Source organism: Lysinibacillus sp. EB271-A1-10B (assembly GCF_058791335.1).
This window is the reverse complement of record NZ_JBYTDL010000010.1, coordinates 53583-80244: the sequence shown is the minus strand read 5'-3', so window position 1 is coordinate 80244 and position 26662 is coordinate 53583. Positions and strand designations below refer to the sequence as shown.

The 26662-nt window shown below is 35.8% G+C and carries 30 protein-coding genes and 1 riboswitch; of the genes, 23 read left to right on the top strand and 7 right to left on the bottom strand.

Annotation, left to right across the window (positions count from 1 at the left end):
• Positions 1 to 451: 451 nt before the first annotated feature.
• The 8 genes from AC3WSK_RS14615 (at position 452) to AC3WSK_RS14580 (ending at position 7687) form a co-directional block, all read left to right on the top strand.
• Complete coding sequence (locus tag AC3WSK_RS14615) at positions 452 to 775, top strand: PadR family transcriptional regulator (RefSeq protein ID WP_079560114.1); 324 nt, start codon at positions 452 to 454, stop codon at positions 773 to 775.
• Positions 776 to 968: 193 nt separating this feature from the next.
• On the top strand, positions 969 to 1499 hold the full coding sequence (locus tag AC3WSK_RS14610; RefSeq protein ID WP_079560115.1) for a DUF2812 domain-containing protein: 531 nt from the start codon (positions 969 to 971) through the stop codon (positions 1497 to 1499).
• Positions 1500 to 1511: 12 nt separating this feature from the next.
• Positions 1512 to 2417: an ABC transporter ATP-binding protein gene (locus AC3WSK_RS14605; RefSeq protein ID WP_079560116.1), complete on the top strand. Its 906-nt coding sequence runs from the start codon at positions 1512 to 1514 to the stop codon at positions 2415 to 2417.
• Complete coding sequence (locus AC3WSK_RS14600; RefSeq protein WP_492414168.1) at positions 2404 to 3645, top strand: ABC transporter permease; 1242 nt, start codon at positions 2404 to 2406, stop codon at positions 3643 to 3645. Before AC3WSK_RS14605 ends, AC3WSK_RS14600 begins: the two co-directional genes overlap by 14 nt.
• Positions 3646 to 3984: 339 nt before the next feature.
• Positions 3985 to 5154 (top strand): toxic anion resistance protein, encoded by a 1170-nt coding sequence (locus AC3WSK_RS14595; RefSeq protein ID WP_427484656.1) that lies wholly within the window; start codon positions 3985 to 3987, stop codon positions 5152 to 5154.
• 83 nt (positions 5155 to 5237) lie between these two features.
• Complete coding sequence (locus AC3WSK_RS14590) at positions 5238 to 5861, top strand: hypothetical protein (protein ID WP_427484657.1); 624 nt, start codon at positions 5238 to 5240, stop codon at positions 5859 to 5861.
• Between the two features lie 133 nt (positions 5862 to 5994).
• On the top strand, positions 5995 to 6912 hold the full coding sequence (gene rarD / locus AC3WSK_RS14585) for an EamA family transporter RarD (RefSeq protein ID WP_079560119.1): 918 nt from the start codon (positions 5995 to 5997) through the stop codon (positions 6910 to 6912).
• A 487-nt stretch (positions 6913 to 7399) separates the two neighbouring features.
• On the top strand, positions 7400 to 7687 hold the full coding sequence (locus tag AC3WSK_RS14580; RefSeq protein WP_079560120.1) for a hypothetical protein: 288 nt from the start codon (positions 7400 to 7402) through the stop codon (positions 7685 to 7687).
• A 753-nt stretch (positions 7688 to 8440) separates the two neighbouring features.
• On the opposite strand, the gene AC3WSK_RS14575 is transcribed toward AC3WSK_RS14580, so the two are convergent.
• On the bottom strand, positions 8441 to 8614 hold the full coding sequence (locus AC3WSK_RS14575) for a hypothetical protein (RefSeq protein WP_170938889.1): 174 nt from the start codon (positions 8612 to 8614) through the stop codon (positions 8441 to 8443).
• A gap of 786 nt (positions 8615 to 9400) precedes the next feature.
• Between AC3WSK_RS14575 and AC3WSK_RS14570 the strand changes: the two genes are divergently transcribed.
• Positions 9401 to 11305 (top strand): endonuclease MutS2, encoded by a 1905-nt coding sequence (locus AC3WSK_RS14570; protein WP_492414167.1) that lies wholly within the window; start codon positions 9401 to 9403, stop codon positions 11303 to 11305.
• A gap of 43 nt (positions 11306 to 11348) precedes the next feature.
• Here AC3WSK_RS14570 and AC3WSK_RS14565 read toward each other — a convergent pair whose 3' ends face one another.
• Positions 11349 to 12599, bottom strand: coding sequence for a helix-turn-helix domain-containing protein (locus AC3WSK_RS14565; RefSeq protein WP_492414166.1), 1251 nt, complete (start codon positions 12597 to 12599; stop codon positions 11349 to 11351).
• Between the two features lie 149 nt (positions 12600 to 12748).
• Between AC3WSK_RS14565 and AC3WSK_RS14560 the strand changes: the two genes are divergently transcribed.
• Positions 12749 to 14035, top strand: coding sequence for an MFS transporter (locus AC3WSK_RS14560; RefSeq protein ID WP_079560122.1), 1287 nt, complete (start codon positions 12749 to 12751; stop codon positions 14033 to 14035).
• 87 nt (positions 14036 to 14122) lie between these two features.
• Here the strand turns inward: AC3WSK_RS14560 and AC3WSK_RS14555 are convergent, their stop codons facing one another.
• The 4 genes from AC3WSK_RS14555 to AC3WSK_RS14540 form a co-directional block, all read right to left on the bottom strand.
• The gene (locus AC3WSK_RS14555; RefSeq protein WP_079560365.1) at positions 14123 to 14839 is read right to left on the bottom strand and encodes a LutC/YkgG family protein; all 717 of its coding nucleotides are present in this window, start codon (positions 14837 to 14839) and stop codon (positions 14123 to 14125) included.
• Complete coding sequence (locus AC3WSK_RS14550; RefSeq protein ID WP_079560123.1) at positions 14839 to 16266, bottom strand: LutB/LldF family L-lactate oxidation iron-sulfur protein; 1428 nt, start codon at positions 16264 to 16266, stop codon at positions 14839 to 14841. Before AC3WSK_RS14550 ends, AC3WSK_RS14555 begins: the two co-directional genes overlap by 1 nt.
• Before the next feature lie 15 nt (positions 16267 to 16281).
• Entirely contained in the window at positions 16282 to 16998 is a 717-nt protein-coding gene (locus tag AC3WSK_RS14545; RefSeq protein ID WP_079560124.1) for a (Fe-S)-binding protein, read from the bottom strand.
• 180 nt (positions 16999 to 17178) lie between these two features.
• On the bottom strand, positions 17179 to 17907 hold the full coding sequence (locus AC3WSK_RS14540) for a FadR/GntR family transcriptional regulator (RefSeq protein WP_492414165.1): 729 nt from the start codon (positions 17905 to 17907) through the stop codon (positions 17179 to 17181).
• Positions 17908 to 18331: 424 nt separating this feature from the next.
• Here AC3WSK_RS14540 and AC3WSK_RS14535 point away from each other — a divergent pair, with 424 nt between their 5' ends.
• Genes AC3WSK_RS14535 through AC3WSK_RS14525 form a run of 3 tightly spaced genes read left to right on the top strand, consistent with a single transcriptional unit; the run spans position 18332 to position 19983 of the window.
• Positions 18332 to 19042, top strand: a complete 711-nt coding sequence (locus AC3WSK_RS14535) for a cytochrome c biogenesis CcdA family protein (protein ID WP_079560126.1) — start codon at positions 18332 to 18334, stop codon at positions 19040 to 19042.
• Between the two features lie 52 nt (positions 19043 to 19094).
• Complete coding sequence (locus AC3WSK_RS14530) at positions 19095 to 19463, top strand: response regulator (RefSeq protein WP_249071955.1); 369 nt, start codon at positions 19095 to 19097, stop codon at positions 19461 to 19463.
• 22 nt (positions 19464 to 19485) lie between these two features.
• Entirely contained in the window at positions 19486 to 19983 is a 498-nt protein-coding gene (locus tag AC3WSK_RS14525) for a CcdC family protein (RefSeq protein WP_079560128.1), read from the top strand.
• A 340-nt stretch (positions 19984 to 20323) separates the two neighbouring features.
• Here AC3WSK_RS14525 and AC3WSK_RS14520 read toward each other — a convergent pair whose 3' ends face one another.
• Positions 20324 to 20752, bottom strand: coding sequence for a DUF2621 domain-containing protein (locus tag AC3WSK_RS14520; RefSeq protein ID WP_079560130.1), 429 nt, complete (start codon positions 20750 to 20752; stop codon positions 20324 to 20326).
• Between the two features lie 121 nt (positions 20753 to 20873).
• Between AC3WSK_RS14520 and AC3WSK_RS14515 the strand changes: the two genes are divergently transcribed.
• The 10 genes from AC3WSK_RS14515 to nikA all read left to right on the top strand — a co-directional run bounded on the left by AC3WSK_RS14515 (position 20874) and on the right by nikA (position 26620).
• The gene (locus AC3WSK_RS14515; RefSeq protein ID WP_492414164.1) at positions 20874 to 21089 is read left to right on the top strand and encodes a DUF1659 domain-containing protein; all 216 of its coding nucleotides are present in this window, start codon (positions 20874 to 20876) and stop codon (positions 21087 to 21089) included.
• 12 nt (positions 21090 to 21101) lie between these two features.
• Positions 21102 to 21326 (top strand): DUF2922 domain-containing protein, encoded by a 225-nt coding sequence (locus AC3WSK_RS14510; RefSeq protein WP_492414163.1) that lies wholly within the window; start codon positions 21102 to 21104, stop codon positions 21324 to 21326.
• Positions 21327 to 21413: 87 nt separating this feature from the next.
• Positions 21414 to 21536: a YvrJ family protein gene (locus AC3WSK_RS14505; RefSeq protein ID WP_082337366.1), complete on the top strand. Its 123-nt coding sequence runs from the start codon at positions 21414 to 21416 to the stop codon at positions 21534 to 21536.
• Positions 21537 to 21640: 104 nt separating this feature from the next.
• Positions 21641 to 22249: an SCO family protein gene (locus AC3WSK_RS14500; RefSeq protein WP_492414162.1), complete on the top strand. Its 609-nt coding sequence runs from the start codon at positions 21641 to 21643 to the stop codon at positions 22247 to 22249.
• A gap of 105 nt (positions 22250 to 22354) precedes the next feature.
• Positions 22355 to 22501, top strand: coding sequence for an RNA polymerase sigma factor (locus AC3WSK_RS14495; RefSeq protein WP_240518192.1), 147 nt, complete (start codon positions 22355 to 22357; stop codon positions 22499 to 22501).
• Positions 22502 to 22719: 218 nt separating this feature from the next.
• A complete protein-coding gene (locus AC3WSK_RS14490; protein WP_427484459.1) occupies positions 22720 to 22872 on the top strand; it encodes an RNA polymerase sigma factor in 153 nt (50 codons plus the stop codon).
• Positions 22865 to 23542, top strand: coding sequence for a hypothetical protein (locus tag AC3WSK_RS14485; protein WP_492414161.1), 678 nt, complete (start codon positions 22865 to 22867; stop codon positions 23540 to 23542). The genes AC3WSK_RS14490 and AC3WSK_RS14485 overlap by 8 nt, the downstream gene beginning before the upstream one ends.
• Entirely contained in the window at positions 23539 to 23763 is a 225-nt protein-coding gene (locus AC3WSK_RS14480) for a hypothetical protein (protein ID WP_492414160.1), read from the top strand. Before AC3WSK_RS14485 ends, AC3WSK_RS14480 begins: the two co-directional genes overlap by 4 nt.
• Before the next feature lie 172 nt (positions 23764 to 23935).
• Positions 23936 to 24472, top strand: a complete 537-nt coding sequence (locus tag AC3WSK_RS14475) for a DUF1572 family protein (RefSeq protein ID WP_079560135.1) — start codon at positions 23936 to 23938, stop codon at positions 24470 to 24472.
• Positions 24473 to 24615: 143 nt separating this feature from the next.
• Positions 24616 to 24810, top strand: a riboswitch (cobalamin riboswitch).
• 202 nt (positions 24811 to 25012) lie between these two features.
• The gene (gene nikA, locus AC3WSK_RS14470) at positions 25013 to 26620 is read left to right on the top strand and encodes a nickel ABC transporter substrate-binding protein (RefSeq protein ID WP_492414159.1); all 1608 of its coding nucleotides are present in this window, start codon (positions 25013 to 25015) and stop codon (positions 26618 to 26620) included.
• Positions 26621 to 26662 lie beyond the last annotated feature (42 nt).

Here is a 26662-nt window from a genome sequence, read left to right as displayed (position 1 = left end):
ATTAAGAGTCGGTTAGAAGCGTGGAACAAAGTAGGCGTTTCCCTCGTTCTGCCGAAAAGCACACTATAATTTAATAGGACACTAAATGATTAACATATTGTAGTTCAACAATATCAGCGGTGTACTAACTCAAAATTAGTACATCGCTTTTTTAACAATATTATTGAACAGTAGCGGGGGAAAATTGCTCACTTTTGCTTTTTACTTTTGATCTTTTTAAAGCTATGACGATAGTAGAAATGGCCAATGTTACAGCAATCAATAACTGCTTAGATATTCGGGTATCCAGGAAAATCACTCGAAGTGAATCAAAACAACCTAATAGTACTACACTAAATTTGTTAATAACTTTTTATGGAAAAAATAGCATTGACAACTATATCGTCAGCTGATATATTCTAAATGTATCGGCTGACGATATATTGTTAGGCGATATAAAAGGGGGGGTCGTATGACGCAAGAGCATCCGCCTTTAACAGAGGGCGTTTATTATATTTTATTAGCGTTATTTGATGCCAGGCATGGTTACGGCATCATGCAACTGGTAGAGGAAATGAGTAATGGTCGGGTTCGACTTGGAGCGGGTACGATTTATGGAGCAATCAAAACATTACTCGAACGAGGATGGATTGAAGCGCTAGGTGGTGACGGGCGAAAAAAGGAATACATCATTACTGATAGTGGAAAAAAAGTAATTGAATACGAAATTTTGAGATTAAGGGAACTTTTTGACAATGGCATCCGTATAACAAAGGATGATGGAACAAATGGATAATATCGATTGGTCGTCAACCCTTATCAAATTGAAATATGGGTTAACAATATGGTAAGCAAAAGATGGATATTCAAAATTATTTTCTGGGAAATTGGAAGAATATGATAATTAAAAAGAAGAATGCATTTAAAGTTACATATTTAACCAGGAGTTCACATCGATTTTATAAGATTTAGATGGGAGGTGGAATTTTATGAAAAAAAGAGTGTATCGTTTTTTTCTTGATTATGAACAAGAGGAAGCATGGGTTAATAATATGGCGGAACAAGGTTGGCATCTAAAGCGTACAATGTTGGGTTACTTTATTTTTGAAAAAGGAGAACCTGGACAATATATTTATCGCAATGAACTAGTCAAAAATAAAAATCAAGATTACTTTGAATTTTTAGAGACGATGGATATTGAGTTTATTTCAAAGTTTGGAGGATGGGCTTATTACCGCAAACAGAAATCAAAAGGTCCATTTGAATTATTTTCAGATAGTTCTTCGAAAATACAGTATTTAAAATCAATAAGTCGTCTTTTTATATCAATTACATTTCTTAATCTATTATTTGGATTTATCAATCTTAATATTGGACTTGGTGAATCAACAGAAAGTTTTTTAAACACGGGAATTTCGTTGTTAAATTTTGTAGTCGTAATGATCATGTGTATACAGATTTATAAAGTTGAGAGACGTAAAATAGGACTACAACGCGAATTACATATATTTGAAGGGTAAGGAGGAAAAAAGATGACATTACAATTAGAGCGTGTCACAAAGAAATACAAAGATTTCACAGCAGTCGATAATCTAAACTTTAAAATCGAAAAAGGGGAGATTTTTGGGCTGATTGGACAAAACGGAGCTGGTAAAACAACGACGTTCCGAATGATTTTAGATTTACAGGAGACAACGGCTGGTACGATTACATGGGATGGCAAACCCGTTAATGCCATTAACCGTGATGTACTTGGCTATTTACCGGAGGAACGAGGCATTTTTCCGACGATGAAGGTGGAAGATCAACTTTACTTTTTTGGCGAGCTACGTGGCATGAAGAAGTCGGAGTTAAAGAAGGAGATTGACTATTGGATTAGCCGATTTGAGCTCGAAGATAGACGGAAAGATAAGGCTGAAACTTTATCAAAAGGGAATCAACAAAAAGTACAACTGATTGCTAGTTTTATTCATAAACCACAGTTCTTAATACTAGACGAACCATTCAGTGGACTGGATCCTGTGAATAAAGATTTACTGAAAGATGCAATATTACATTTAAAAGAACAGGGCACAACGATTTTGTTCTCTAGTCACCAGATGGATAATGTAGAGGAGCTATGCGATCATCTTTGTCTATTAAAACGTGGAGTCTCTCTATTTTCAGGTAGTTTACTAGATTTAAAGAAACAGTACGGAAAAACTAGATTAGCAGTACGTACAGAGTGGTCGACAACTCAATTGTTGGCACTTGAAGGAGTCAAAGATGTTCGAGTGGAGAAAGAGCAAACTGTGCTCACTCTGGAGGATGAGAGCTATGCACAAAGTATTTTCGAGAAGCTTTCCAATGGTAAATATATAGAAAAATTCAGCTTAGATTATTTATCGTTAGATGAGATCTTTAAAGATAAGGTAGGTGGCAACGTTGTCGAAGTTTAATTTGTTAATGAAACAGCTTTACACATCAAAAATAAAATCAAAATCGTTTGTTGTAATGACAGTCATTTATATACTTGGGATGTCCGTTGCAGTTTTCTGGTCAGATATTAAAGAGCTTTTTACAGGTGATGATCAAGCGCAACAAATTGCAATCGTCAATGAAACAACAGCTGATTTAAGTGGTCTCTTTGTATCGAATAGCGATATGGAATTTATACAAAATAAATCGAATATATCGGAGCTAGAGAAAAAGGTCAAAGACGAAAAGCTAGATGCAATCGTTAAAATAACAGATCAAAATGGACAGCTACATGCTGAAATTGCCACTTTCACTCCGTTGAAATTAAATGATCAAGGTGCGATAAATTCGATATTGCAACTTGCTGGCCAAAATTATGCTGTACAACAGTTATCATTAACACCAGACCAAGCAGCTCTAATTATGGATGCCAAAACGATTATTACTGATAAAAATTTAAATACAGAGTCTGCAGGTGGTAAAAGCGAAGAAGAAAAGCAATCAGGACAATTTGTATCTTATGCAGTAGGTATTTTAATTTATTTCTTTATTTCTACATTCCTATCTATGATTACAACGGAAATTGCTACTGAAAAAGGTTCACGTGCAATGGAAATGCTGCTAGTAAGCGTTAAACCAGCTACTCATTTTAAAGCAAAAATTGCTGGTGTATTATTACTTGCATTAACACAGATGGGTATTATTATAGTTGTCTTCCTAATCTATGCGAAATTTGCGAAGAACGGTGTTATTTGGGATATGGCAGCTAGTATCGTTAGTGAATTATCGATTGGTTATGTCATATATGCTGTGCTATTCTTACTATTAACAATTATTCTTTATTTAATTGTTGGGGCATTATTCGGTTCTTTAGTGTCTAAAGTTGAAGAAGCAGGTCAAGTATTAATGCCAGCCATGATGATTACATTAATTGGTTTCTATGTCATGTTATCGGGAATGGGGAATCCGGATACTCTTATCATCAAGGTATTCTCTTATATTCCATTTACGTCTGGAATGATCATGCCGATGCGTATCGGGGCTACTGATATAGGCGTTACGGTACCACTTTTATCGTTAGGTATTTTAATCGCAACAATTATTGTGGCTTACTTATTCAGCATATCATTCTATAAACGCAGTGTGCTAACTTATAGTACAGGTGGCGTTATTCAAAAAATTAAGACCGTACTAAAAGTGACAACATGATGGTGAAAGCAGCTACATTAAAAGTAGCTGCTTTTTTAGTGCGAATATGTAAATACTAGAAAACAATGTAAAGTATTTCGTAGATTCAGTCGAATTTCCGAATGAAACAAGCTATAATTTACAGTAGAGAGCGAAGTTTTATTTTCTCAAGCATGGATTGAAGCTTTATTAAAAAAATCACCTATTTAAAGCCTTGCCACATAAGAAAGTCAACTAGAGTATCTCGAGGGTTACCTACATTTAGTGACTCTTATTTTGCAGATGCTTGACTAAAATGAAACTTTTTTAGCTTGGAATCGTATGTAAGTAAAAGAGATAAATCGCAGGGGGTAAAACTTTATGTCTGAATTTGACAACGACCTAATGAAATCAAAGGATCCATTCGCATCAGAAAATCCATTATTACAACCTAATCCATTATTACAGGCGGAGCCAGCACAAAAACCAGTGCTTGTTTCCGAGCAAGAGCTATCACAAATTGCTCAAAATCAACTTGCGCTCAAGCAAGATCCTGAGGTTCATGCATTAGCACAAAAAATTGATGTGAAAGATCAAATTGCTATGCTAGAACTTGGAAAAGAAACAGCGAATGGTATTTCTACCTTTTCAGATAAAATGCTAGCAACGATGAAAACAAGTAAACTTGAGGAATCTAGTGTATTATTAAATAATTTAAATAGAATTATGGATAAATTTGATCCTCAAGATTTTGCGGAAGAACAAAAAGGTGGCTTCCTTACGAAACTATTCAGTAAAGGTAAGGAACAATTAGAAAAGTTTCTATCCAAATATGACAGCATGAATAAAGAAGTTGACGTTATTTTCCGTGAGGTTCAAAAATACGAAGGTGAAATGAAGCGAAATACTATCGATCTTGAGAACTTATATGATCAAAACTTAAACTATTTCCAAACGCTTAGTAAATTTATAGCAGCAATTGAAGTGAAAACGGATGAAGTGCGTTCATCATTACCATCACTTGAACAAAAAGCACAAACTGGCGATCAATTAGCAGCAATGGAATATGAAACGATGGTACGTGCCGTTGATTTACTAGAACAACGTCGTTATGATTTAGAAATGGCACAACAAGTATCATTCCAGTCTGCTCCACAAATTCGATTAATGCAGCAAGGTAATAACCATTTAATTGCTAAAATTAACTCTGCATTTGTGACGACAATTCCAATATTCAAGCAAGGGCTTATTCATGCGGTAACGTTAAAGCGCCAAAAACTAATTTCTGATTCAATGAGTGAATTAGACCGTCGTACTAATGAAATGCTTGTCAAAAATGCAGAAAATATTAGTAAAAATAGCGTTAATATCGCACGTGCGGCTGGTAGCCCGAGCATTAAAATCGAAACAATTGAAACAACATGGCAAACAATTATGTCTGGTATTCAAGAAACGAAGCAAATTCAAGCAGAAACAGCAAGAAATCGTGAGGAAGGCCGTAAACGTATTGAACGTTTACAACTAGAATATGAAAAACTGAAAAAAATGTAAATGTGAAGCTTCTTGCAATCTTATTTTGCAAGAAGTTTTTTTATTTTTTGACAAAATTGGAATTCCTCATTATGATAAGGTAAATGAGAATGATTATCAGAGAGAAGGAAGCGGAAAGATGCTACACACTGAAATTCGATTATATAAAACAATCAATCATGGAGAAAAAGATGATGAGCAAAATGAATCCAATTTTATTATCCTGTGAGTCTTTAAATGATGGAGCACTTGCGATTAATACGACAGAAAAACTAATGCTCGTATTAAAAAGTCGCTACCATGAATTAACCCATATAGAAGAACTGTTCAATGCCTTGCATAAAGATTTAGATGAAAAGCACAAAATCCTAGAGCAAGAGAGGAAAATTTTAAAGAAACAAAACTTAGAGCTTGTGGAAGACATGCAAAAAATAAAGAAGCAAAACGCCGTCTTACAAAGAAAGTTAACAGAATATAATTGCGTCGTAGAAGAGCTCAAGGAGATTCGCCGACAAAATACAGAGCTACTAATTGAATTAAGTAAATATACTGCTCTGTCAAAGGAATCCTTGTCAGGTCCTTTAAAATGTATGATTCGCGATATGCGAGAGCAAGGTGTCGGTATTAAAGAGATTCATATTCGCATTAAACGTCAAATTAACCCTGATATTAGTTATAGTACGGTGCGCAAATATATTTCTGAGCTTGAATCTGAAATGAAAAAGTAACAATATTCATGACAATTTATTAAAATATGGGCATTTACAGTTTCCACTCAAAGTCCTATAATAAATCTATTCTTTAAATGGTAATATTACGCAAAGTCTTATAGATTCATATGGAGTAGGAGAGTTAGAGGCAATGTCAAATGAGAAAAAAGGGGTTATGGCGGCATTTTTAGCTTATGCTCTTTGGGGTGCATTTCCGCTTTATTGGAAATTACTTGAGCATGTGCAGAGTATGGAAATTTTATTATCGCGCGTCATTTGGTCCTTTGTCTTTACAGTACTAGCAGTAATAGTATTAGGAATGCGCAAGGAACTTCTCGCAGACTTAAAATATTTGTGGTCACATCAAAAGCATTTTTGGCAGCTTGTTGGGGCTTCATTAGTTATCTCGATGAACTGGTTTTTATATATATGGGCAGTTACGCATAATCACTTAATTGAAACGAGCTTAGGCTATTATATTAACCCATTACTATCAGTGATTTTTGGGGTTGTATTCTTTAAAGAAGCACTTACTCGTGCGCAATGGGCGGCTACAGGAATTGCTTTTATTGCTGTCATTATTTTAACGATTAATTATGGATCAATTCCATGGGTAGCACTTCTTATTGCTTTATCCTTCGCTATTTACGGTGTTCTGAAAAAGAAAATTAAGCTTGACGCGACAAGAGGTCTAGCCATTGAAACGTTATTTATTTTGCCGTTTGCATTAGGGTACTATATTTACCTTTTTACAACGAATCAAGCCTCATTTTTACATGTAGATGTGAAGACAGACACGCTCATGATTTTAAGTGGTATCGTGACAGCAATACCGTTAATTTTATTTGCGAAAGGTGCACAAAATATTCCACTCTATTTATTAGGCTTTATTCAATACGTATCGCCAACAATAGTGTTAGTGTTAGGGATTGTGCTTTATAAGGAGCCATTTAGTCAAATTGAGCTATTAGCATTTAGCATTATTTGGGCAGCGTTACTACTGTTTTCAGGATCGAAAATTATTGAAACGAGAAGGGCTCATCATAAATCTGCAAAAATAAATACATGAATGTAAGTAGTACAAACCATGTCTTTGGTTTGTACTACTTTTTTGTGTTTTTAGAAAAGTCCCTGCAATGTGAGGGGGAGGCAAAGAGCTTTTTGCCTTTTCAATGTTTCTTTAGAAATGGGCTAGTATCCTAGCATTTCACACGTATAGAAACTATTAATTGAGGTTACTAACAATGAAGAAAGGTCGAACAGACCCTGATGAATGGCTTTTTTCACCACTATAACAATCAATTTTAAAAAGTAATGATTATGATTATTGGCAAACTAAACACGTTAAGAAATGGCAAAAGTACCTTGCCTATCGCTTAAATTTAGTGAAATGAGATAATAACAGGAAAACGGTCCTAAAGGAGCTTCCTTCTTTGGGACTGTTTTTCTTTTTGAAATTGCTGTTTTGTTGCTATTAAACATTAACGGGGCAGAAGAGTTTAATAAGGAATGCTATAATAGTTAATTTCAAGACGATTTTAAGGAGTTAAAGTTTTATGATTATAAAAATTGATTTTGGTGACGATTTTATTCAATACATTTCTTGTTCAACAAAAGTAGGTAGGAAGATGAACAATATTCAGGAGGACTTTCTAAATTGGGTTTTTGACGAAGAAAAGAATACAAAATATTGGGCTTTAGAAAATGGGGAAAGAATTCACCCTAATTATGATGCAAATGCACTTGTTGAATGGTTAAACAATGTAAGATTTAAGCAAGGAATAGCGAAAGCTAAATTAATCACGAATCCTCCATTATGTGTTAAAAAGAAATTATATTTTTAGAGTGTTTCTTTAATGTTCAAATCATTAAAATAACAGGTCTTTACTTCAATATGGTCCCTACTTTTCACCAATCCCTAAATCTTTTATAGAAACGAGGCAAAATGTAAAAGCAAAAAACTGCATCCATTTGGATGCAGTCTTATTTTTTTCTTAACAGTGTATCCCCAAGAGGGATTCCAATCACAACAACCAAAACCGTTAGAATTAGCAGGGCTTGAAAAATAAAATACGCAACTTGATCGAACATCGTATCTCTCCTTCTTTTTTTTAATTCCTACCTTGTCCTGTAATTATCCAACTCCATTTGAAGAGTCAAATAAAACTTAATAAAGCACAAAATCATCTGTGTTTTTATAATATAGTTTACTTCAGTCTAACGTATGTATGCGTCTTTCTTTTTATATTTTGTGATCTGCAACAATGGAACGATTTCAAGATGTTGGTACGTATTATTTGGATAGTTACCTACTATTGGTATCGTTGGCTTGAGTTACATAAGAACTTAGCATTTGAAAATCGTAGAGCAAATCCTTATTTAGTTTGTATAAAAAATCTAACTATTTCACAGTTGAAGCATTAAGAAAAGATAAAAAAGCATCATTAAAGATGCTTTTTAGTTGGATACAGTGGTTTATTTTTATTTAAATGATGGAACAATTTAGTTGAATAAGAATAAAGATTAATGCGTATTTGACTTAAAATGCGAAACAAAAATGAACCGTACAAGGATGACAATTCATTTAATAGGTGGTATTATTTCACATTTTTCAGAGGGGAAATTACATTGTTATAAAAAAATCTTTCCCATTTAGCTAACAAACCGTTCCCATTTTCACCACGTTGAATTTCAATTTCATGGTTTTTATGAAATTCTGCTATTCGTTTATTATGTTCTGTGTGCAATTGATGGAGAGCTACTTGTTTCATTATTATCCCTCCTTTTGATGAACCATAATTATATATCTTGGGTTGATTATAGCAAAGTATTCTACACGTATTGTAAATTAACTCGGTTTTTTAGTTTTTCTCAAGTTTAAAGTCGTGTCAAACATAAGTACCTTTACTTTTTTACCAGCATATAGTAAGATGATGACAAATTAGATAACAATGATAATTAATGAGAGGTGCTTTTGATGAGTGCGGTAGGTTCTAAATAGGAACAACTTAAAGAAATAAATTTAATGACACCAGGGGATTTATGTCAGTATATCACCCTTTATTTAGTCGTGGATTTATTTCGATACCTATGAAGATACCTACAATACTTTATAAAGCGTGTAATGGTCTGAATGTGCTTCACTTTGATGAGGTCTTTTCATGATGCTTTTTACACATGCCTTGTAATGGTAAAGCTGTGGGTTCTCCCGCAGCTTTTTTTGTCTTTTTTAACTTCTTTCAGTGGGTGTCCAAACACCCGCTGAAAGAAGTTGAAGCCTCCGGGGATGTCGCAAAATCGGTGAGGAGTTCAGTTAGGATGTTAGCCTAAAATCATCGCATCCATGCGATAACGGCTAACTGACCTGCATCGGTAAAAACGTCACGTCCTGTGGAATTACCGAAATGACCGACATCGTGTCGGCCCTCGTCAGGCCTAAGCACAAAGCCGATTCCGGACGCAATTATGCCGAGGCAAATTGATAAACATCATTGCTATCTAATGAGTAGGTGTCTTCATGAATGATTCTAGAAAATCATAGTGAGGAGACAGTAACAATGAATCATACTACTTTTGAGAAGTTACAATACAATGAATTGAAGGATATCGTTAAATCATACTGTGTCAGTGGATTAGGTAAACAGTTATTAGATAAATTAACGCCAAGCCCAAATTTGACAGTTGTTAAAAATCGTTTGAATGAAACGACTGAGGCACGAGCAATTTTAGATGCGGAAGGTCATGTCCCATTTTTAGGGGTATCCAATATTGACAATACCATTCAAAAACTTGAAAAGGGGATCATTCTAGAACCAAGTGAATTAGTTAGCATCTCAGACTTTTTAAGAGGCTGTAGAAAAATTAAAAAATTTATGCTGGAAAAGGAGTTTTTTGCACCCGTACTTGCATCCTATGCTAATTCGATGTCTGAATTTAAAAGTGTGGAAGAGGAAATTAATTTTGCGATTAAAGCAAATCGTGTTGATTCAGCTGCTAGCAGAGAATTGAAGCGTATCCGAAATCATATCGAAACAACAGAGGAAAAAATTAAAGACCGTTTAACAAAATTTTTGAATAGTAGTGCAAATAAAACATATATCCAGGAATTTTTTATAAGTAAGAAGGATGATCGATACACGATTCCTATTAAGGCTTCTTACAAAAATCATGTGCAAGGGACGGTAGTAGAGATTTCATCAAAAGGTGCTACGGTCTTTATGGAGCCAAGTGCTGTCGCTAAATTAAATGTAGAATTGGCCACTTTGAAGGCAGAGGAAGCGGTGGAGGAATATCAGATTTTGGCGACATTATCGGGGCTCCTGATGGAAAATATCCGTGAAATCAACATTAACATGGAGTTAATTAGCCAATATGATATGGTGTTTGCTAAAGCCAAGTTTAGCAAGCATATTGGAGGCGTAGAGCCAAGCTTAAACGATGTTGGCTATATAAAGCTCATCAATTGTAAGCATCCACTGTTAACAGGTGAGGCGGTGCCACTTCATTTCGAAATTGGTAAAGACTATCGTAGCCTAATCATTACAGGGCCGAATGCTGGCGGAAAAACAGTTGTCCTAAAAACCATTGGCTTGTTAACATTGGCTACAATGTCAGGCTTCCATATTGTTGCGGATAAAGGAACTGAAATAGCTATATTCGATCATGTTTTTGTAGACATTGGTGATAATCAAAGTATTGAAAATGCACTTAGTACGTTTTCATCCCATATGAAAAACCTTTCGGATATTATGAGGGCATCCAATAATAATACTCTTTTGCTGTTTGATGAAATAGGGAGCGGTACGGAACCAAATGAAGGAGCAGCGCTGGCCATTTCCATCTTGGAGGAGTTCTATCATATGGGCTGTATTACAGTGGCGACAACGCATTATGGAGAAATTAAGCGTTTCTCTGAAATGCATAGTGATTTTATGAATGCGGCTATGCGTTTTAATAGTGAAACATTAGAACCATTATACAAATTAATGATCGGAACATCTGGAGAGAGTAATGCTCTATGGATTTCAAAGAAAATGAATATACGTGAAACAGTATTACAAAGGGCTAAAGGCTATATTGACAGTAAGGATTATCATTTAAAACGAGTAAGTGATAGTAAAATACGGAAGCCGAAAATTGAAAATGTGAGAACAACAGTAAAGTATGAATTTAAAAAAGGAGATCGAGTAAAGCTGTTAGATCATGATGACGTTGGAATCGTTTATGAAGAAATGGATAATTTCTTTAATGTTGTCGTGTTCTATGGGGGAGAATTCATAAAGGTAAATGTTAAACGCTTAGCATTAGAGCTACCAGCAACAGAATTATACCCAGAAGGATATGATTTAGAGACATTGTTTGTGGACTATAAAGATCGAAAGCTTCAGCATGATATAGAACGCGGTTCGAAAAAAGCCCTTCGCAAGATACAGAAGGAAATTAGAAATAATAAATTGAGCTAAAAAATAGGGATTGCACATATGTCAAAGTGCAATCCCTAAATATTTATTGAACCGAATTTATTTGTGCTTTAATTGAAAAATAAGTTTCTTCAATTTTTTGTTTATAAGGTAGGTCGATTAAATCTTGAGAATCCGTATAGGCCATTTTGGCGATTTCGTAGGCAGTTGTTAATTCACCGAAATGTGCATAGCAAAGCGCTTTATAGGAAAAACACTCATTTAAGCCTAATATGTCAAATGGATGTAAGATGAATGGGGGAACGTTTGTGAAATGTTCAAATGCTTCCTTAGCTTCTTCATATTGACCTAGCAAATACAAGGATTTACCTTTTTCTGAATAGTATAAGTTTTTGTCGAAAATAACCGAGCTATCATTCAAAAGTGTACCAAAACGCTCTATTTCCTCTAGTGCTTGCTGATAATCGTGCTTGTAATTGTTACAATAATGCGCTCTTAATACGAAAATCAAAGCATCCACACTCACTTGTTCGGCAAAAATCCGATACTGCTCAAGCTTCTTCAACATATGCTCTACTTGCTCGAAATCATGGTCAATCATGGCACAAAACGCCCCAATACGATACATATCATCTATATAAGAGTAAAATTGATTTTTATGTGCATCGGTAATGGTCTTATAAATGAGCAGTTTACCTTCCTCATATTCACCAATTGCTAACTGAAAAACGCTAATATAATAAGCCATTTTCACAGTATCTCGCGAATCTAATTGGTAATTTTCCTGTTCAGCCTCTTCTTTCGCCTGCAAAATACAAGAATAAGCCATTTTGTAGTTTCTTTCTTCCGATAATATGCCCAACTCTAATATATAAGTTTCAAACCAATGGCTTAGTAAATTAATTTCTTTAAACATCATGCGTGCCTGTTGAAGCGGTGATACCCATGTCGTTAATCTCGCATGATGTTGTGCTGCTGCATATATATACAGTAAACGCCCAGCCTCATAACTAAGCGAAAGATCTTCTATATAAGGCTTAATCATTTCTACGATTTGCTTCGCATTATCTGTATTATCAAGTTTTAATTCAGCAAATAAAATTTCTACCTGCTCTAAAAGATGACGTATGGAAGAGGGGTTTACTTGTTCAAGCAATTCACTTGCTTTGACGCCTAAACGTTCCGCTATATAATCAAGACTTTCCATCGAAGGCTTGGCCTTATCATTTTCAATTTGGCTTAACATGCCCTTTGTTAGACGATCACCGGCAAGTGCCTCTAATGTTAATTTTTGTTCTTTCCTTAATTTGCGAATTCGTGTGCCTAAAGAGTTCACTGCCTTGCCTCCTTTTTCATTAAAAGTGAGTAATATCATTTTGTTTAATTATATTAAACTTTTGCTTGCTTGAAAAGGGGGAGGTGTGTTATATTTTGTTTAATCAAATTAAACTTTTTAACATAATTAAAAATATGGAGGGGTTTTAGATGAATGAAGCGCAAAAGTATAAAAAGGCGACGTATCATTTATGGACATTTACAGCTAGCAAAATGATCTCGCAGTTAGGGTCTCATGTTTTATCATTTGGGATAGGTTTATATATTTTGGCACTGACAGGGTCAGCGATGAGTTTTGCGACAACGATGATCTGTTCCATTTTACCTCGTGCATTGGTCGCGCCTTTGGCTGGTTATGTAGCTGATAATTATTCAAAGAAACGCACAATTTTAGTAGCGCAAGCAGGTACAATTTTGACCGTTGTTGGGTTACTACTTTATACAGAAATGGTCGGTTTGTCGGTGTATGCTATTTATATTGCAACAGTTTTTAATACAATATGCTCTGCCTTTTCGGGTGTAACATTTTCTTCCTCAATCGCAACACTAGTAGATCCAGAACGCCTACAAAAAGCAATGTCATTTAATCAAATGTCAGTGTCCATCGCAGCAATTGGAGGACCAGTAATCGGTGGAGTGATGTATGGATTTTTCTCCATGGAAGCATTTTTACTTGTACATATGGTGGCCTATGTGATTACGTTTTGCTTAGAAGCCACAATGAATTTTACTCTGTATAGTACAAGGGGAAAAACGGAAGAGAAGGAAAAGTTGTGGGCTGGGCTTTCTAGTGGTTTTCATTATATAAAGCAACAAAGAGTTGTTAAAACCATTATGTGGGTTTCGTTATGGATTAATTTATTTTTCTCAGCCATCGTTGTAGGGGGGACTTACATTATTATTGAATTATTAAAAGTAAAAGCAAATCATTTTGGTTTTATACAAGCTTCAGGCGCAGTTGGTATGCTTATTGCTTCCGTCTATTTCGCAACACGTGCAGAGGTAAAGGCCCCACTACGTTTTTCTAAATTCAGCTTAATACTGTTGGCTAGCAGTTTAGGGTTGGCGGTTGTCCCATTAATAACGAATTTATCGTATTTAACGATGGTTATCTTTTATATTGTAATTTACTTTATTTTCGCTATTTTTGAGATGGGGATTAACATGCCGATTATGGTTTATATGCAAAAGCTAATTTCAGAGGAATACCGCGGACGTGTATTGGGTTTGATGGAAACAATGGCAATGTCAATGATGCCGATCGGTATGGTTGTTTACGGTATCTTGTATGATACATTCCCGGCAACGGTTATTTTACTTGTCACAAGTGCTATTATCGTTATGATAGCACTAGTTATGCTACGAGCATCTGTCTTAAAAGAAGCACATCCAGAGTTTTATGAACAAAAAGGAGTAACTGAGAGTGTAACAAATTAATGTATCGCTTTGCATATAGCATTAGAATAAAACCAGGCATCTCTTCACAATGTGAAGTATGCCTGGTTTAGTTTCATTCAACAAGATTTACTGATCCTCAATCACAATATAAGTAGCTTTCATGGGTCCATGTACACCAACAATAAGAATCATTTCGATATCTGCCGAATTACTTGGTCCTGTTATAAAGTTGATACAGGAGGCAATTTGCTCGCCAGTTCTGACTTTTTCGCTAATTAGGCGGGCTGCTTGGGTCATCCGTGGAACGATGGTACTTTTCGGAATTAAAATAATAGAGTTCTCGGGTAAAAAACTGACGGATCTTCCTTTATCCTTACTACTAAAAAGTACAGCAGTCCCTGATTCTGCTAATGTTATTTCACTAATCGTAATGCCAATATTAGCTTTTTCAGCCTGTCGAATATTTTCCTCTGGCTGCTTCGAATCCCATTCGTACAGCTGAATATTTGCTTGAGGCCATTGCTCGGTCATTAGTGATGATAGGCCAAAGCGCTTAAAACGTTTGTCTTTCCATGTTATTACAGATTGACCTCCATAATTTTCAATTACTTTTTGTAAGTCTGCAGGAAGATTAGCTGTATTTGTAAGGACAATATCCGTATGAATATTTTTGCATTGTTCAACTAAAACCTCTACTAACTCATCTTTTGTCGCTTCTTTTAGGACACGATCTTGAGGTTGATATTGCCATGTCGGTCGCTCCATTTCTGTTTTTGGCACACGCCCAAGCTGTTTTGCAATTTTAGATAAAAATACATCTCTATTTTCAATAGTACCTGCCATCATTCATCGCCTCCTTTTTGGCGGTGTTTAAACCAGTCACGGAAATTATCTTTATTTGGTGCTGGAAAATCTCTTGCTTCCGTCCATGCTTTCAGTGGGCCTGGACCATTTGAGATTTTTTGATCTTTAGTAAAAGGAGCCATTGCTGGTGAAGCCATTTTTGTCGCCATTTTATATAAGGTAGGGGAAGAAGCACCTAAACCAAAGGCCTTCATTAATAGCTTTTCTGATACAGGAGCTTTACCCTCGTTTTCAACAATTACTTGACGATGTCTATGAATAAGCTGATGTAACGGTATTTTAACAGGACAAGCATCCGTGCAGGCGCCACATAATGTAGATGCATATGGTAACTCTTTAAAATCTTCATAGCCACCTAATAATGGCGAAAGAACGACACCTACTGGCCCAGAGTAGATAGAACCATAAGAATGCCCACCAACATGACGATAAACAGGACAAGCATTCACACAGGCTGCACAACGAATACATTGTAAAATAGGCTGGAACTCACTGCCTAAAATATTAGAACGCCCATTATCGACGATGACTAAATGGAATTCCTCTGGTCCATCTGTATCACCCTCGTCTTTGATCCCTGTTAATGTTGTAATATAGCTTGTTAACTTTTGCCCAACTGCACTTCTTGTTAATAAGCTTACTAGCACTTCCATCTCTTCAAATGTAGGAACAATTCTCTCCATCCCCATTACTGTAATTTGCGTTTTGGGCAAGGCTGTCACTAAATCTGCATTCCCTTCATTCGTCACGAGTGTAATCGATCCGCTCTCTGCAATAGCAAAGTTACAGCCTGTAATGCCTATATCTGCTGTTAAATATTCATTCCTTAATTTTTCACGTACATATAAAGCTATTTCCTCAGGCTTTTCACTTTTCGCATAGCCTTGTTTTTCTTTGAAAATATCACGAATCTGTTCCTTATTTTTATGCAAAGCTGGGGCAACGATGTGAGAGGGTGGCTCGTGATCATCTACTTGCAAAATGTATTCTCCAAGATCTGTTTCAATGACTTCACACCCGAGCTCTTCTAAAGCTGCATTTAAATCAATTTCCTCCGTCACCATAGATTTTGATTTCACAATCTTAGCAGCCTTGTTCTTTTTAGCAATACTTTGAATATAGTCCGTCGCTTCTTTTGCTGTTTGCGCAAAGTAAACATGTCCACCTCTTTTTGAGACATTTTCACTTAGCTGATACAAGTAGTAATCTAAATTCGCAAGTACATGCTTACGAATTTCTTCTCCGTGAGAACGCCATTCCTCCCAATGTCCGAGCTCATCAGCTTGTTTTAGCCGACGTGTTTGAAAGCGTTCCTGTGCACTTGACACTGCTCCGCGCATAAAAGTATTTTCTAATTCTTTCGATACTCGATGATTAAAGCGGTCATCACTTGTTTTCATGGACATTTCTTTTACCCCCTCTTAGCGGCAATTTAATACTTCCGCAATATGCATAACTTTAATAGGCTTACCTTGTCGATTAATTCGGCCACCAATATTGATTAAACAGCCAGCATCAGCTCCGATTAAAATGTCTGCCTCTGTTTCTTCAACATTCCGTACTTTCTCATTGACCATTGCTCCCGAAATATTGCCCATTTTTACTGAAAATGTACCGCCAAATCCACAGCATCGATCTTTACCTGGGAGTTCGACATACCGTAAACCTTTGACTTGATTTAATAATTTAAACGGTGCTTCTGTAACACCCAGTAGACGTGTCATATGACAGGAAGTATGATAAGTAGCCTTGCCCTCTAAATGTGCGCCTACATCCTCGACCTTTAATACATCTACTATAAACTCTGTAAATTCATATGTTTTATTTGCCAATGCTTGCGCTTTAGGCTCCCAAACAGGATCTCCCTTAAACACTTCTGGATATTCCTTAAACATATAAGCACAAGAACCAGAAGGGGAGACGACGTATTCGGCATGTTCAAATGCTGTGATCATTTTTCTCATGGCATTTTTAGATTCTTTTACATAGCCACTATTATAGGCTGGCTGTCCACAGCAAATTTGATTTTCAGGGAAGTCTAGATCACAGCCAAGCCTTTCAAGAACTTCGACAACAGCTTTTCCTACATCACCTTGAAACATATCAACTAAACAAGTTGCAAAAAGTGTAACTTTCATATTAATCGCTCCTTTATGTCTCTCTTACCCCTCGACTACTAATCAACAGGTCATCTGATGACTTAATGAGTAAATGTGTTGTGTTTATAATACTACAACTTTTCAGATGAATGAAAGGTGTTTAATTTAAATTTTCTAAAAAATAAAGAACTGCCTATTATAAAAACTAGGCAGCTTCGGTTATTTTTTAGTTTCTGTTGTTTCGAAATATTGCAATAAGACTTCTTCCACATTACTTAAATGTGAAGCCATAGCATGTTTTGCAAGTTCTTCATTTTGCTGTTTTATTGCGAGGAAAATTTGCATATGTTCATCATATAACTTTTCACTTGTTATTTTTTTTGAATACAACCAAATTCGTCGTGTCTCTTTCATCGTTTCAATCATTAAACCTGAAACTTGGTCTAATAAAGTTGCAAGTAGGGGATTTTGGGATGCTGCAGAAATGGCCGCGTGAAATTGAAAATCTGCTTTTTCACCTAGCTCACCATTACCTTGTGCATGTTTCATTTCATCTAAAATTTGCATCATTGACTGTAGGTCTTCGTCTGTTCGGTGAATGGCTGCGCTAGCCGCTGTGCCCACTTCAATAATTTTGCGTACTTCTAACAAATGTGAGATATCTTGCTTATTTGTTAAAATGGCAGTTGATAAGGGGAAATCGTGCTGATTGAATTGATTACTTTTAACAAAAGTACCTGAGCCTTGTTTAATTTCAATAAGCCCCATTGCTTTTAAAGCGGAAAGAGCTTCTCGGATGGCAGATCTACTTACTTGTAATTGTTCTGCGAGTTGTTCTACTGAATCAAGTCGGTCACCAGGCTTTAGTTCGCCACCTCTAATTTTTTCATAGAGGATTTCGGATACTTCCTCATATATTTTTTTCGGTTTAATTTTTCTTAATTCCAAGGACTACACCTCATTTATCTCTATCAATGGTTCTATTGTTTATTATACATGAAGAAAAGAAATTTTCTCACTATTTAACAGTATAGACTTTGTACAGTCTACAATAAAGCTGTGCACCTGCATGAAAGCACTGTACTAGTGCCTTTTGAATAGGCGTAGAATGTTATAACTTGGAATGCGGAAAAATGATAAATTTTGTTGACAGATAATATAAGGGGAGCGCATAATGCAAAAGTATATGAACTACATCACGTTGATGTAATAAGTTTGAATAATAAATTTGTATACTAGTATAATAGAACTTCATAGAACTTCATTTTTTCAACACCTTTTTGCCATGAAACGTTCACAAACAGGAAGGGCGCAATTTACAGTGTTTTTTGGTACGATGGAGGCAGTAACTGTAAGGAGCGAGTGAGAAAATATGGAAACTGATATTAACTTATTTTTAGCTTTAGGTGCAGGTTTTTTAAGCTTTATTTCACCATGTACTCTACCGTTATATCCCGCATTTTTATCATACATAACGGGGATGACATTAGATGAGCTAAAAGCTGAACGAGGTATGATGCAAAAACGTGCTATTTTGCACACCCTCTTCTTTTTACTAGGATTTTCAATTATCTTTATTATGATTGGACTAGGGGCATCGTTGGCGGCAGAGTTCTTCCTTAATTATCAAACATTATTACGTCAGGTTGGTGCCATCTTAATCGTAGTATTTGGTTTAATGATTGTGGGATTACTACAAATTGACTTTTTAATGAAGGATCGAAAATTCCAATTTAAAAACCGCCCATCAGGTTATTTGGGATCAGTATTTATCGGAATAGCCTTTGCGGCTGGTTGGACGCCGTGTACTGGCCCAATTTTAGCATCGATTATTGCATTAGCTAGTGCAAATCCAAGTTCAGGTTTTAGCTATATGTTAGCTTATTTCTTAGGCTTTGCGATTCCGTTCTTCTTGTTATCTTTCTTTATAGCACGTATGACTTGGATTCGTACACACAGCCAAAAAATTGTGAAAATCGGTGGCTATATTATGATTGCCGTTGGTATCGTGTTATTCTTTGATGGATTAACGTATATAACACGCATTTTAGAGCCTATTTTCGGTGGATTTACAGGCTTCTAATCTGCTAAACTAAAGTGGCATACCATACCTTAACGTGGAGGGAGATGAACATGTGCCTACAGTTTTAGTAGTGGATGATACGCTCTTTATGCGTGTTGCAATAAGTAATATGTTTACTGAATGGGGTTATGAGGTAGTCGGTAAGGCAGCAAATGGTAAGGAAGCTGTGGCTATGTATCGTGAGTTACAACCAGATCTTGTAACGATGGATGTAACAATGCCCGTTATGACAGGTATTGCAGCGGTAAAAGAAATCATCCCTGAATTTCCAGATGCAAAAATAATTATGATTACAGCTTTAGGGCAACAAAAGTTAATTGTGGAAGCAATTGAAAGTGGAGCAAAGGATTTTATGACAAAGCCTTTCGAGCCAGAAAGATTAAAAGCCGTAGTTGATCAATTACTTGGACAAAATTGTTAATGACATTAGAGGAGGATTTTTTATGTTTAGCAATATCCCTTCTCACTATTATGTAATAGGTTCGACCATAATGGCCATTTTTATGGGTACCTTTGTCATGGTTATACGTATGCGGGCGTCTAAGAAACCGACAAATGAGAAGAAAATTATCATTCCACCTATAGCGATGTCTACAGGTGCGTTAATGTTTTTATTCGAACAATTTCGAGTGCCACCCATGCAAATTCTTGAAGCGGCAGCAGTCGGCATGGTATTCTCGACAATCTTAATTGCTACTTCTAAATTTGAAGTAAAAGGCCAAGATATTTATTTAAAACGTTCAAAAGCATTCGTTTTTATACTGATAGGACTGTTAGTGTTCCGTGTAGTTGCAAAAGTAATATTAAGTAACTCCATTGACATTGGTGAATTAGCAGGAATGTTTTGGATTCTAGCGTTCGCGATGTTACTTCCTTGGCGAATCGCAATGCTTATTCAGTTTATAAAAATCAAAAAAACAATTCCGCTGAAGAATTATTAATGGAAGAACTACACTAGAGATTTTATCTAGTGTAGTTTTTTTATGCATTTTTGCTGATGGATAGAGTAGATCTAGCGACGGACAGAATCGTCAAAGATATGGATAGAAAGGTGAAAGCTGTGGATAGAATCATCAAAGTGATGGATAGAAAACAGAACGACGGAAAGAAATGCCGAAGTGACGGAAGAAGTCATCCAAGCGATGGAATGAAAGGCGAAAGCGACAGAAAGAAGAGCCAAGGCAACGGATAGACTCCAAGAAAAACTTATAAAAAAGAATATATGGTAATTCTTATCTAAGGGCAGAAAAACGCTGCACAACGTTTCTGTGCAGCGTACCTTCATTCAAATAGATGTTCATATGGAGAAATGTCAATCTGCATTTCATCTAATTTCTTACGTAAAAATTTATGGTCGCGCTTAGGCGTTGCTTGAATATAGCCACGTATAATTAAATCATGGTTAATAGCGGATGCCTTTTCTTCTATTGCAAGTTCTCCAATTTTTCCTGCAATTTTTTCCTTTGCTACTTGTCTAAATAGCTCAGGTACAGGGCTTACAAGTTCATATAGAAGATCTTTCTCAGGTTGTCCCCATAAATGAATCGTTTTATCTAAATAATACTCTTGCCAATCTAAATCAGATTTACCGTCCTGCTTCGGTAATGCCTTTAAAAATTTGCGGAACATGAAAAATCCGCCAATCGCCATAAGGGAAATAAGTACAACTACCCAAAATAAGATAAACCATAAAAACCAACCACTTAACAAATCGTTCACCTCTTTGCCTTCTCTCACTCTATTATAAAAGCTTACATAAAAAAATTCATCCTAAATGTCCCTTTTTTAGCAATAAGTCTGTATATATTGTGTAAGAAAGGGGGTGACCTCCATGGCAAATGTCAATTTCGTAGGTGCTACACTGCGTTTAAAGTATGTCGCTGGACACGATGTCCAAAACGAGCCTATGTTCACAACAAAAACGTACCGCAATTTGAACAGCACGCATACGGCAGACGATTTAGTAGCTGTTGCAAAGGCCATTGCAAGTCTATCTTCACACGCACTAGACAGCATTGTAAAACAAGAAACAACAGATTTATCCTAAGGAGGGAACGCTATGACACAAGTTTTAGAGCTGCAATTTGAAACAGCAGCAGGGAAAACGGCAACATTTGCGATTGATGCACCGAAGCCAAAGGTAACAGCGGAAGAAATTCAAAAGGTCATGCAAACGATCATCGCTAAAGATGTTTTTGAAGGACAAGCTGGCGCTCTAGTTACAATGACTGGGGCTCGTATCGTTGATCGTCAAGTAACAGAATTTAATTTAGAAATCGAATAGCCAAGAAATGGTCTTTGCAGCATGTACTGCAAGGACCATTTTCAGCAATAGTAGTCTTATTCATCTAGGAGCGAAGGAGGGACTAACATGGAACAATGGTTAAACATGATATCGGATATCGGTTTTCCTATTTTAGTGTCGTTTTATTTACTGCACCGAGTAGAAGTGAAATTAGATGCCATTCATGATGCACTTGTTTCGTTAAAGTGAAATCGATTTCACAAAGATGTACGAAAGCTGTCACTTGAGTGTCCTTGTCAATAGTTACATCGTACGATAGGATGAGGATAGTGTAAGTGGGGAGCGTGTTAAAGATGAGAAATAAAATAATTGGGCTTGTTTTACTTTTTGCATTAGCAACTGTGCTGAGTGCGTGTGGAAATTCAAAGTTTAAAGCAGATTATAGTTTGGAATTACCAGATTTTGAACATGTCAATCAACGCGGAGAAAAAGTTTCCTTAGAGGGTTTAAAAGGAAAACCGTGGATAGGTATGTATATTTTCACGAATTGTACTTCAATTTGTCCACCAATGTCTTTTAATATGACGCAAGTTCAAGAGAAGCTGAAGAAAAAAGGTGTGGAAGATTATAATATTGTTGCGTTTTCAGTTGATCCTGACGTTGATAAACCAGAAGTATTAGCTGATTATTTGAAAAAATATAATGTTCCAGATCAATCAAAATGGAATCTACTTACTGGTTATTCACAAAAGTATATCGAGCAGTTCGCTGTAAAATCAACAAAAATAATCGTCAGAAATGATCCTAACAGCGATCAAGTCGTCCATGGGAATCAATTTTTCTTAGTTGATAAAGATGGCGTAATCGTAAAAATGTATTCAGGGTTTGCAGAGAATCCAGAGGATGTCCCTATTGACACGATTGTATCAGATATAGAAACATATATTGATGAAAATTTATAATGGCTCGAAGGAAACCGTCTCAATTAATGAAGAGACGGTTTTTTTGTTTAAATTTAATCTTTTATACTTGTAGCCTCGTTTATAGTGTAGAAGGAGGGAAAGATTTTGTCTGATACAGAATATTTAGAGCAACTAATGGAACTACATACAGAGCATTTATTTCGTATCGCATACTACTATACGAAAGATCTACAAATAGCTGAGGATATTGTTCAAGATGTGTTTATTAAATTTTATCATCATCAAAAGTAGTATGAAGAAAGAGAAGAGATGAGGGCGTACTTAGCACGCATGACCATTAATAAATGTAAGGATTATTTAAAGAGCTGGGCATATCGGAAAATTTCAGTTCAACACAAGCTTTTTTCTAAGCAAAAATCCGTTCTACAAGATACGCTTATTCAACAGGATGAACAAACGATTTTGATGAAGCCATTTTGAAATTACCGTTAAAGCTACGAGAACCCATTGTGTATTTTTATTTAGAGGGTATGACGATAAAAGAAATCGCTAAGCTACTCGAAATCCCTGAAGGTACAGTTAAATCACGTTTGAAAAAAGGGAAGGAATTATTAAAAATTGATCTTCATGATATTGAATGGGAGGTACTTTTCCATGGATAAGCATACAATGCATGTATTGAAGGATGTCTCAGCACATAAAGAAGCAATCATTCAAAAGGTTCAACAACAAATTCAGCAAGAGCCGTATCCATCAAAGCAACTTTGGCCGTATCGTGCATTAGCCGTCATGATGACATGCTCTATCTTACTATTTATTGCATGGCAAGCTTCGAAACCATTTGACCATTTAACGACAGAAATACTTCATGAAGAAGAAAAACAATCATTCACCGATTTATTTCAAATAGAAGTTGAAGGAACAGAGACAACGTTCAGTCAGTATCTTCAAATAGCAGATGAATTACATCACCGCGAAAATATAAAATTTTATGAACCGCTTCAAGGCTTCGAGGCAATGCAAGCAGTAGCGACTACTATGGGGGATGCTGTCCATCTAATAGACCCTAAAAATCTTCCGTTTAAATCAAATATACAGGAGGTCTATGCGGTAACATCAGAGATGCGAGACGGTAGCTTGCAAAAGCTATTTCAATTTACTTATAAAGAAAAGTCTCTTACTGGAGTGGATCGTCAATATATTAATTTTACGGTAACAAATGTGGATCATAATCCTTTAGTAAACTATAAATTTAAGGATAGTCAGGACTTTTCAGGGGAAATCAAGAATGTAGGTTTGAGTTTCATGAATCCTTTATATTTCGAGCGATGACACCAGATAAAGGTTTCGCGTATTCATACTATTATTATGATGCGGCAGGCAAGCGCATTTATCAAATTAGTACAAGAGCCAATGAGTTTTATACGTATTATAATGGCTATGTATATCAAATAGGTTATCAATTAAATGGTGATCAACAAGAAGCACAAGAAAAAATGGTTGCTATTGCAAGGGAATTTATCCCCCACATAAATTCAGCGAATGCAAAGTAGTTAGGTGGAAGATAAGCTGCCTGTAAAAGCTCGATTGGTGAAGGCTAACAATCAGTGGTGATAAAGAACACCCTGTGAATATAGGTTTATTTTTGACAACAATTAGTTACCAAAATAGCACATTGTATTCTGTTTATATTAAAATAGTGGAAAAGGGACGGGGGGTTCAACAATGACGGTAGCGCAAACGTATATAAATGTTGTTCAAAAAAGATTTAGAAGTGTCAAAGAGCTAGGCGATAAAACACTCGACCAACTAGAAGATGCCCAATTGCACTGGGCGTATAATGAAGATTCAAACAGTATTGCAGTGATTGTAAAACATATTAGTGGAAATATGATATCGAGATGGACGGACTTTTTAACGACAGATGGTGAGAAAGCAACGAGAAATCGAGATGATGAGTTTACGGATAGCCTTCAGACAAAAGAAGAGGTTATGAACGTATGGGAAAAGGGCTGGCAAGTATTTTTAGATGCGTTACAAGGTTTAACGGAAGCTGATTTACAAGGATTTGTAACGATAAGGGGAGAACGGCATTCTGTGATAGATGCGATCGAAAGACAAATGTCTCATTACTCTCAACATGTCGGTCAAATCGTTTACATCGCTAAGCAAATAAAGGGTTCTGAGTGGCAAACAATAAGTATTCCAAAGGGACAATCTCAGGCTTTTACAGAATCAATGTTAAAAAAACATCAACGATAGAAGTGTAGCCATCTCACTAGTGTGTGATGGCTTTTTTTGTGGAATAAATATTTATAACTATGTTTAAAAATCTCAAAACTTTATTATATTCAGAAAATAAAATTGACGTGTGTCTTTGCAGCGTGTTATGTTTAATACTAAATTTAATATGGTTCATTACAAGTTTGAGTGAAAAAAACTTTTTCACTTAATTTAAAGGAAAATGGGTGTAAATCCCATGCTGTCCCGCAGCTGTAAATGAGGAGTTTTGCTTCAAATACCACTGAGTAAGTACTTGGGAAGGTGAAGTAAAATGAAGATTCATAAGCCAGAATGCCTGCTTGTAGTAAGATTCATTGTAGATCTACGAAAGATAGGGAGATGGATGGAAGGCTTTTAATAATGAGTTTTTCTATCCTTATTCACGTGGAATAAGGATTTTTTTATGCATTTTTCTAATCATAGTCATGACGATTACTTTGAGTTTCAAGTTAGTAGTATGGTGGACAAACATACAGATATCAATTTTCTAACACCTAAGAAAAGACAGGAGCAATCATAATGATATTTTTTAAAAAATTATTACCTTTCATTCTAATACTGATGTTAACCATTTTAGCAGGCTGTTCAAGCTCGAGTGAAGGTAATGGAAGTAAAACTTCTAACGAAGAAAAAATGATAACAGTTGGCTGGCCGCTAGATATAGGGCCTTTAAATCCGCATACCTATTTACCAAACCAAATGACTGCACAAGCAATGGTGTATGAATCATTGGTAGAGTATAACGATGACGGAACAATATCGCCAAAATTAGCGGAGAGCTGGGAAATTTCTGACGATAAAACAGCGCACATATTTCATCTTAGACAAGATGTAAAATACTCAGATGGGACAGCCTTTAATGCTGATAATGTTATTCGAAATTTTAAAGCAGTTTTAGCAGATCGTGATACACACTCCTGGATGGGGATGGTGAATCATATTGTAGATGTTGTGAAAGAAGATGACTATACAATTCGTCTACAATTAGATGCGCCCTATTACCCTGTATTAAATGAACTGGCTTTTGTGCGACCATTCCGCTTCTTAGGGGATAACGGATTCCCTGAAGGAGATACAACTAATAAAGGTATTAATGCTCCGGTTGGAACAGGTCCATGGGTATTAACCGAATATAAAAAAGATCAATATGCACTCTTAAGCCGCAACGAACATTATTGGGGTGAAAAGCCACTAGTAGACAAAGTAAAAGTGAAAATTATACCTGATTCAGAATCTATTTCACTAGCATTTGAAAACGAAGAATTAGACTTAATTTATGGTCGAGGCATTATTAGCTTAGATAACTACACTTTCTTAAAAGATAGCGATCAATACAAAACGGCAGTATCTGAACCTTTATCTACACGTGCATTACTTTTTAATACTCAATCTGGTCCTTTAGCAGAATTAAAAGTACGTCAGGCTATTCAACACGCTGTTAATAAAGAACAAATGGTTGAAAGTATTACCCATGGAACAGAAAAAGTTGCCAATACACTGTTTTGGGACGCTATTCCATATGCCAATATTGATTTAAAACCAATACTATTTAATCCAGAAAAAGCCGAGCAGTTATTAGATGAAGCAGGTTGGACATTAAAAAGTGGTGATAAAATCCGTTCCAAAAATGGGCAACCTCTTCAATTAGATTTAATCTATATTGCAACAGATGCTATCCAAAAACCAATGGCAGAGTTAATGCAAGGGGAATTAGCAAAAATAGGCGTCCAATTAAACCTTGAAGGTGCTGATGTAATGGTAGGGCTCCAAAAATTAATGGATAATCAAGTAGATATTAATTTCTGGCGCACAAATGGTCCACCAACAGACCCACACAGCTTCGCAAATGAATCAGCAACACCGAATGCAAATGGCGTTTATGAAGCGAAATTAGGCCTAGATAACGCAGCACAAATTGATGGCAAAATACATCAACTATTAATTGGTACAAATGAAGCGGAACGTGTGCAATTGTATAAAGATATTTTAACAATGTTCCATGACCAAGCATTATTTTATCCAATTTCATATGAAACGAATAACGTTATTTACCATAAACATATGAAAGATTTTAATCCTAGTGCATCTGAATACGATATTCCTTATGCTCAAATGGATTTAAAGTAAGAGAATGAGAAGAGAGTGGGTCTACTATGGCTCCTCTCTTTT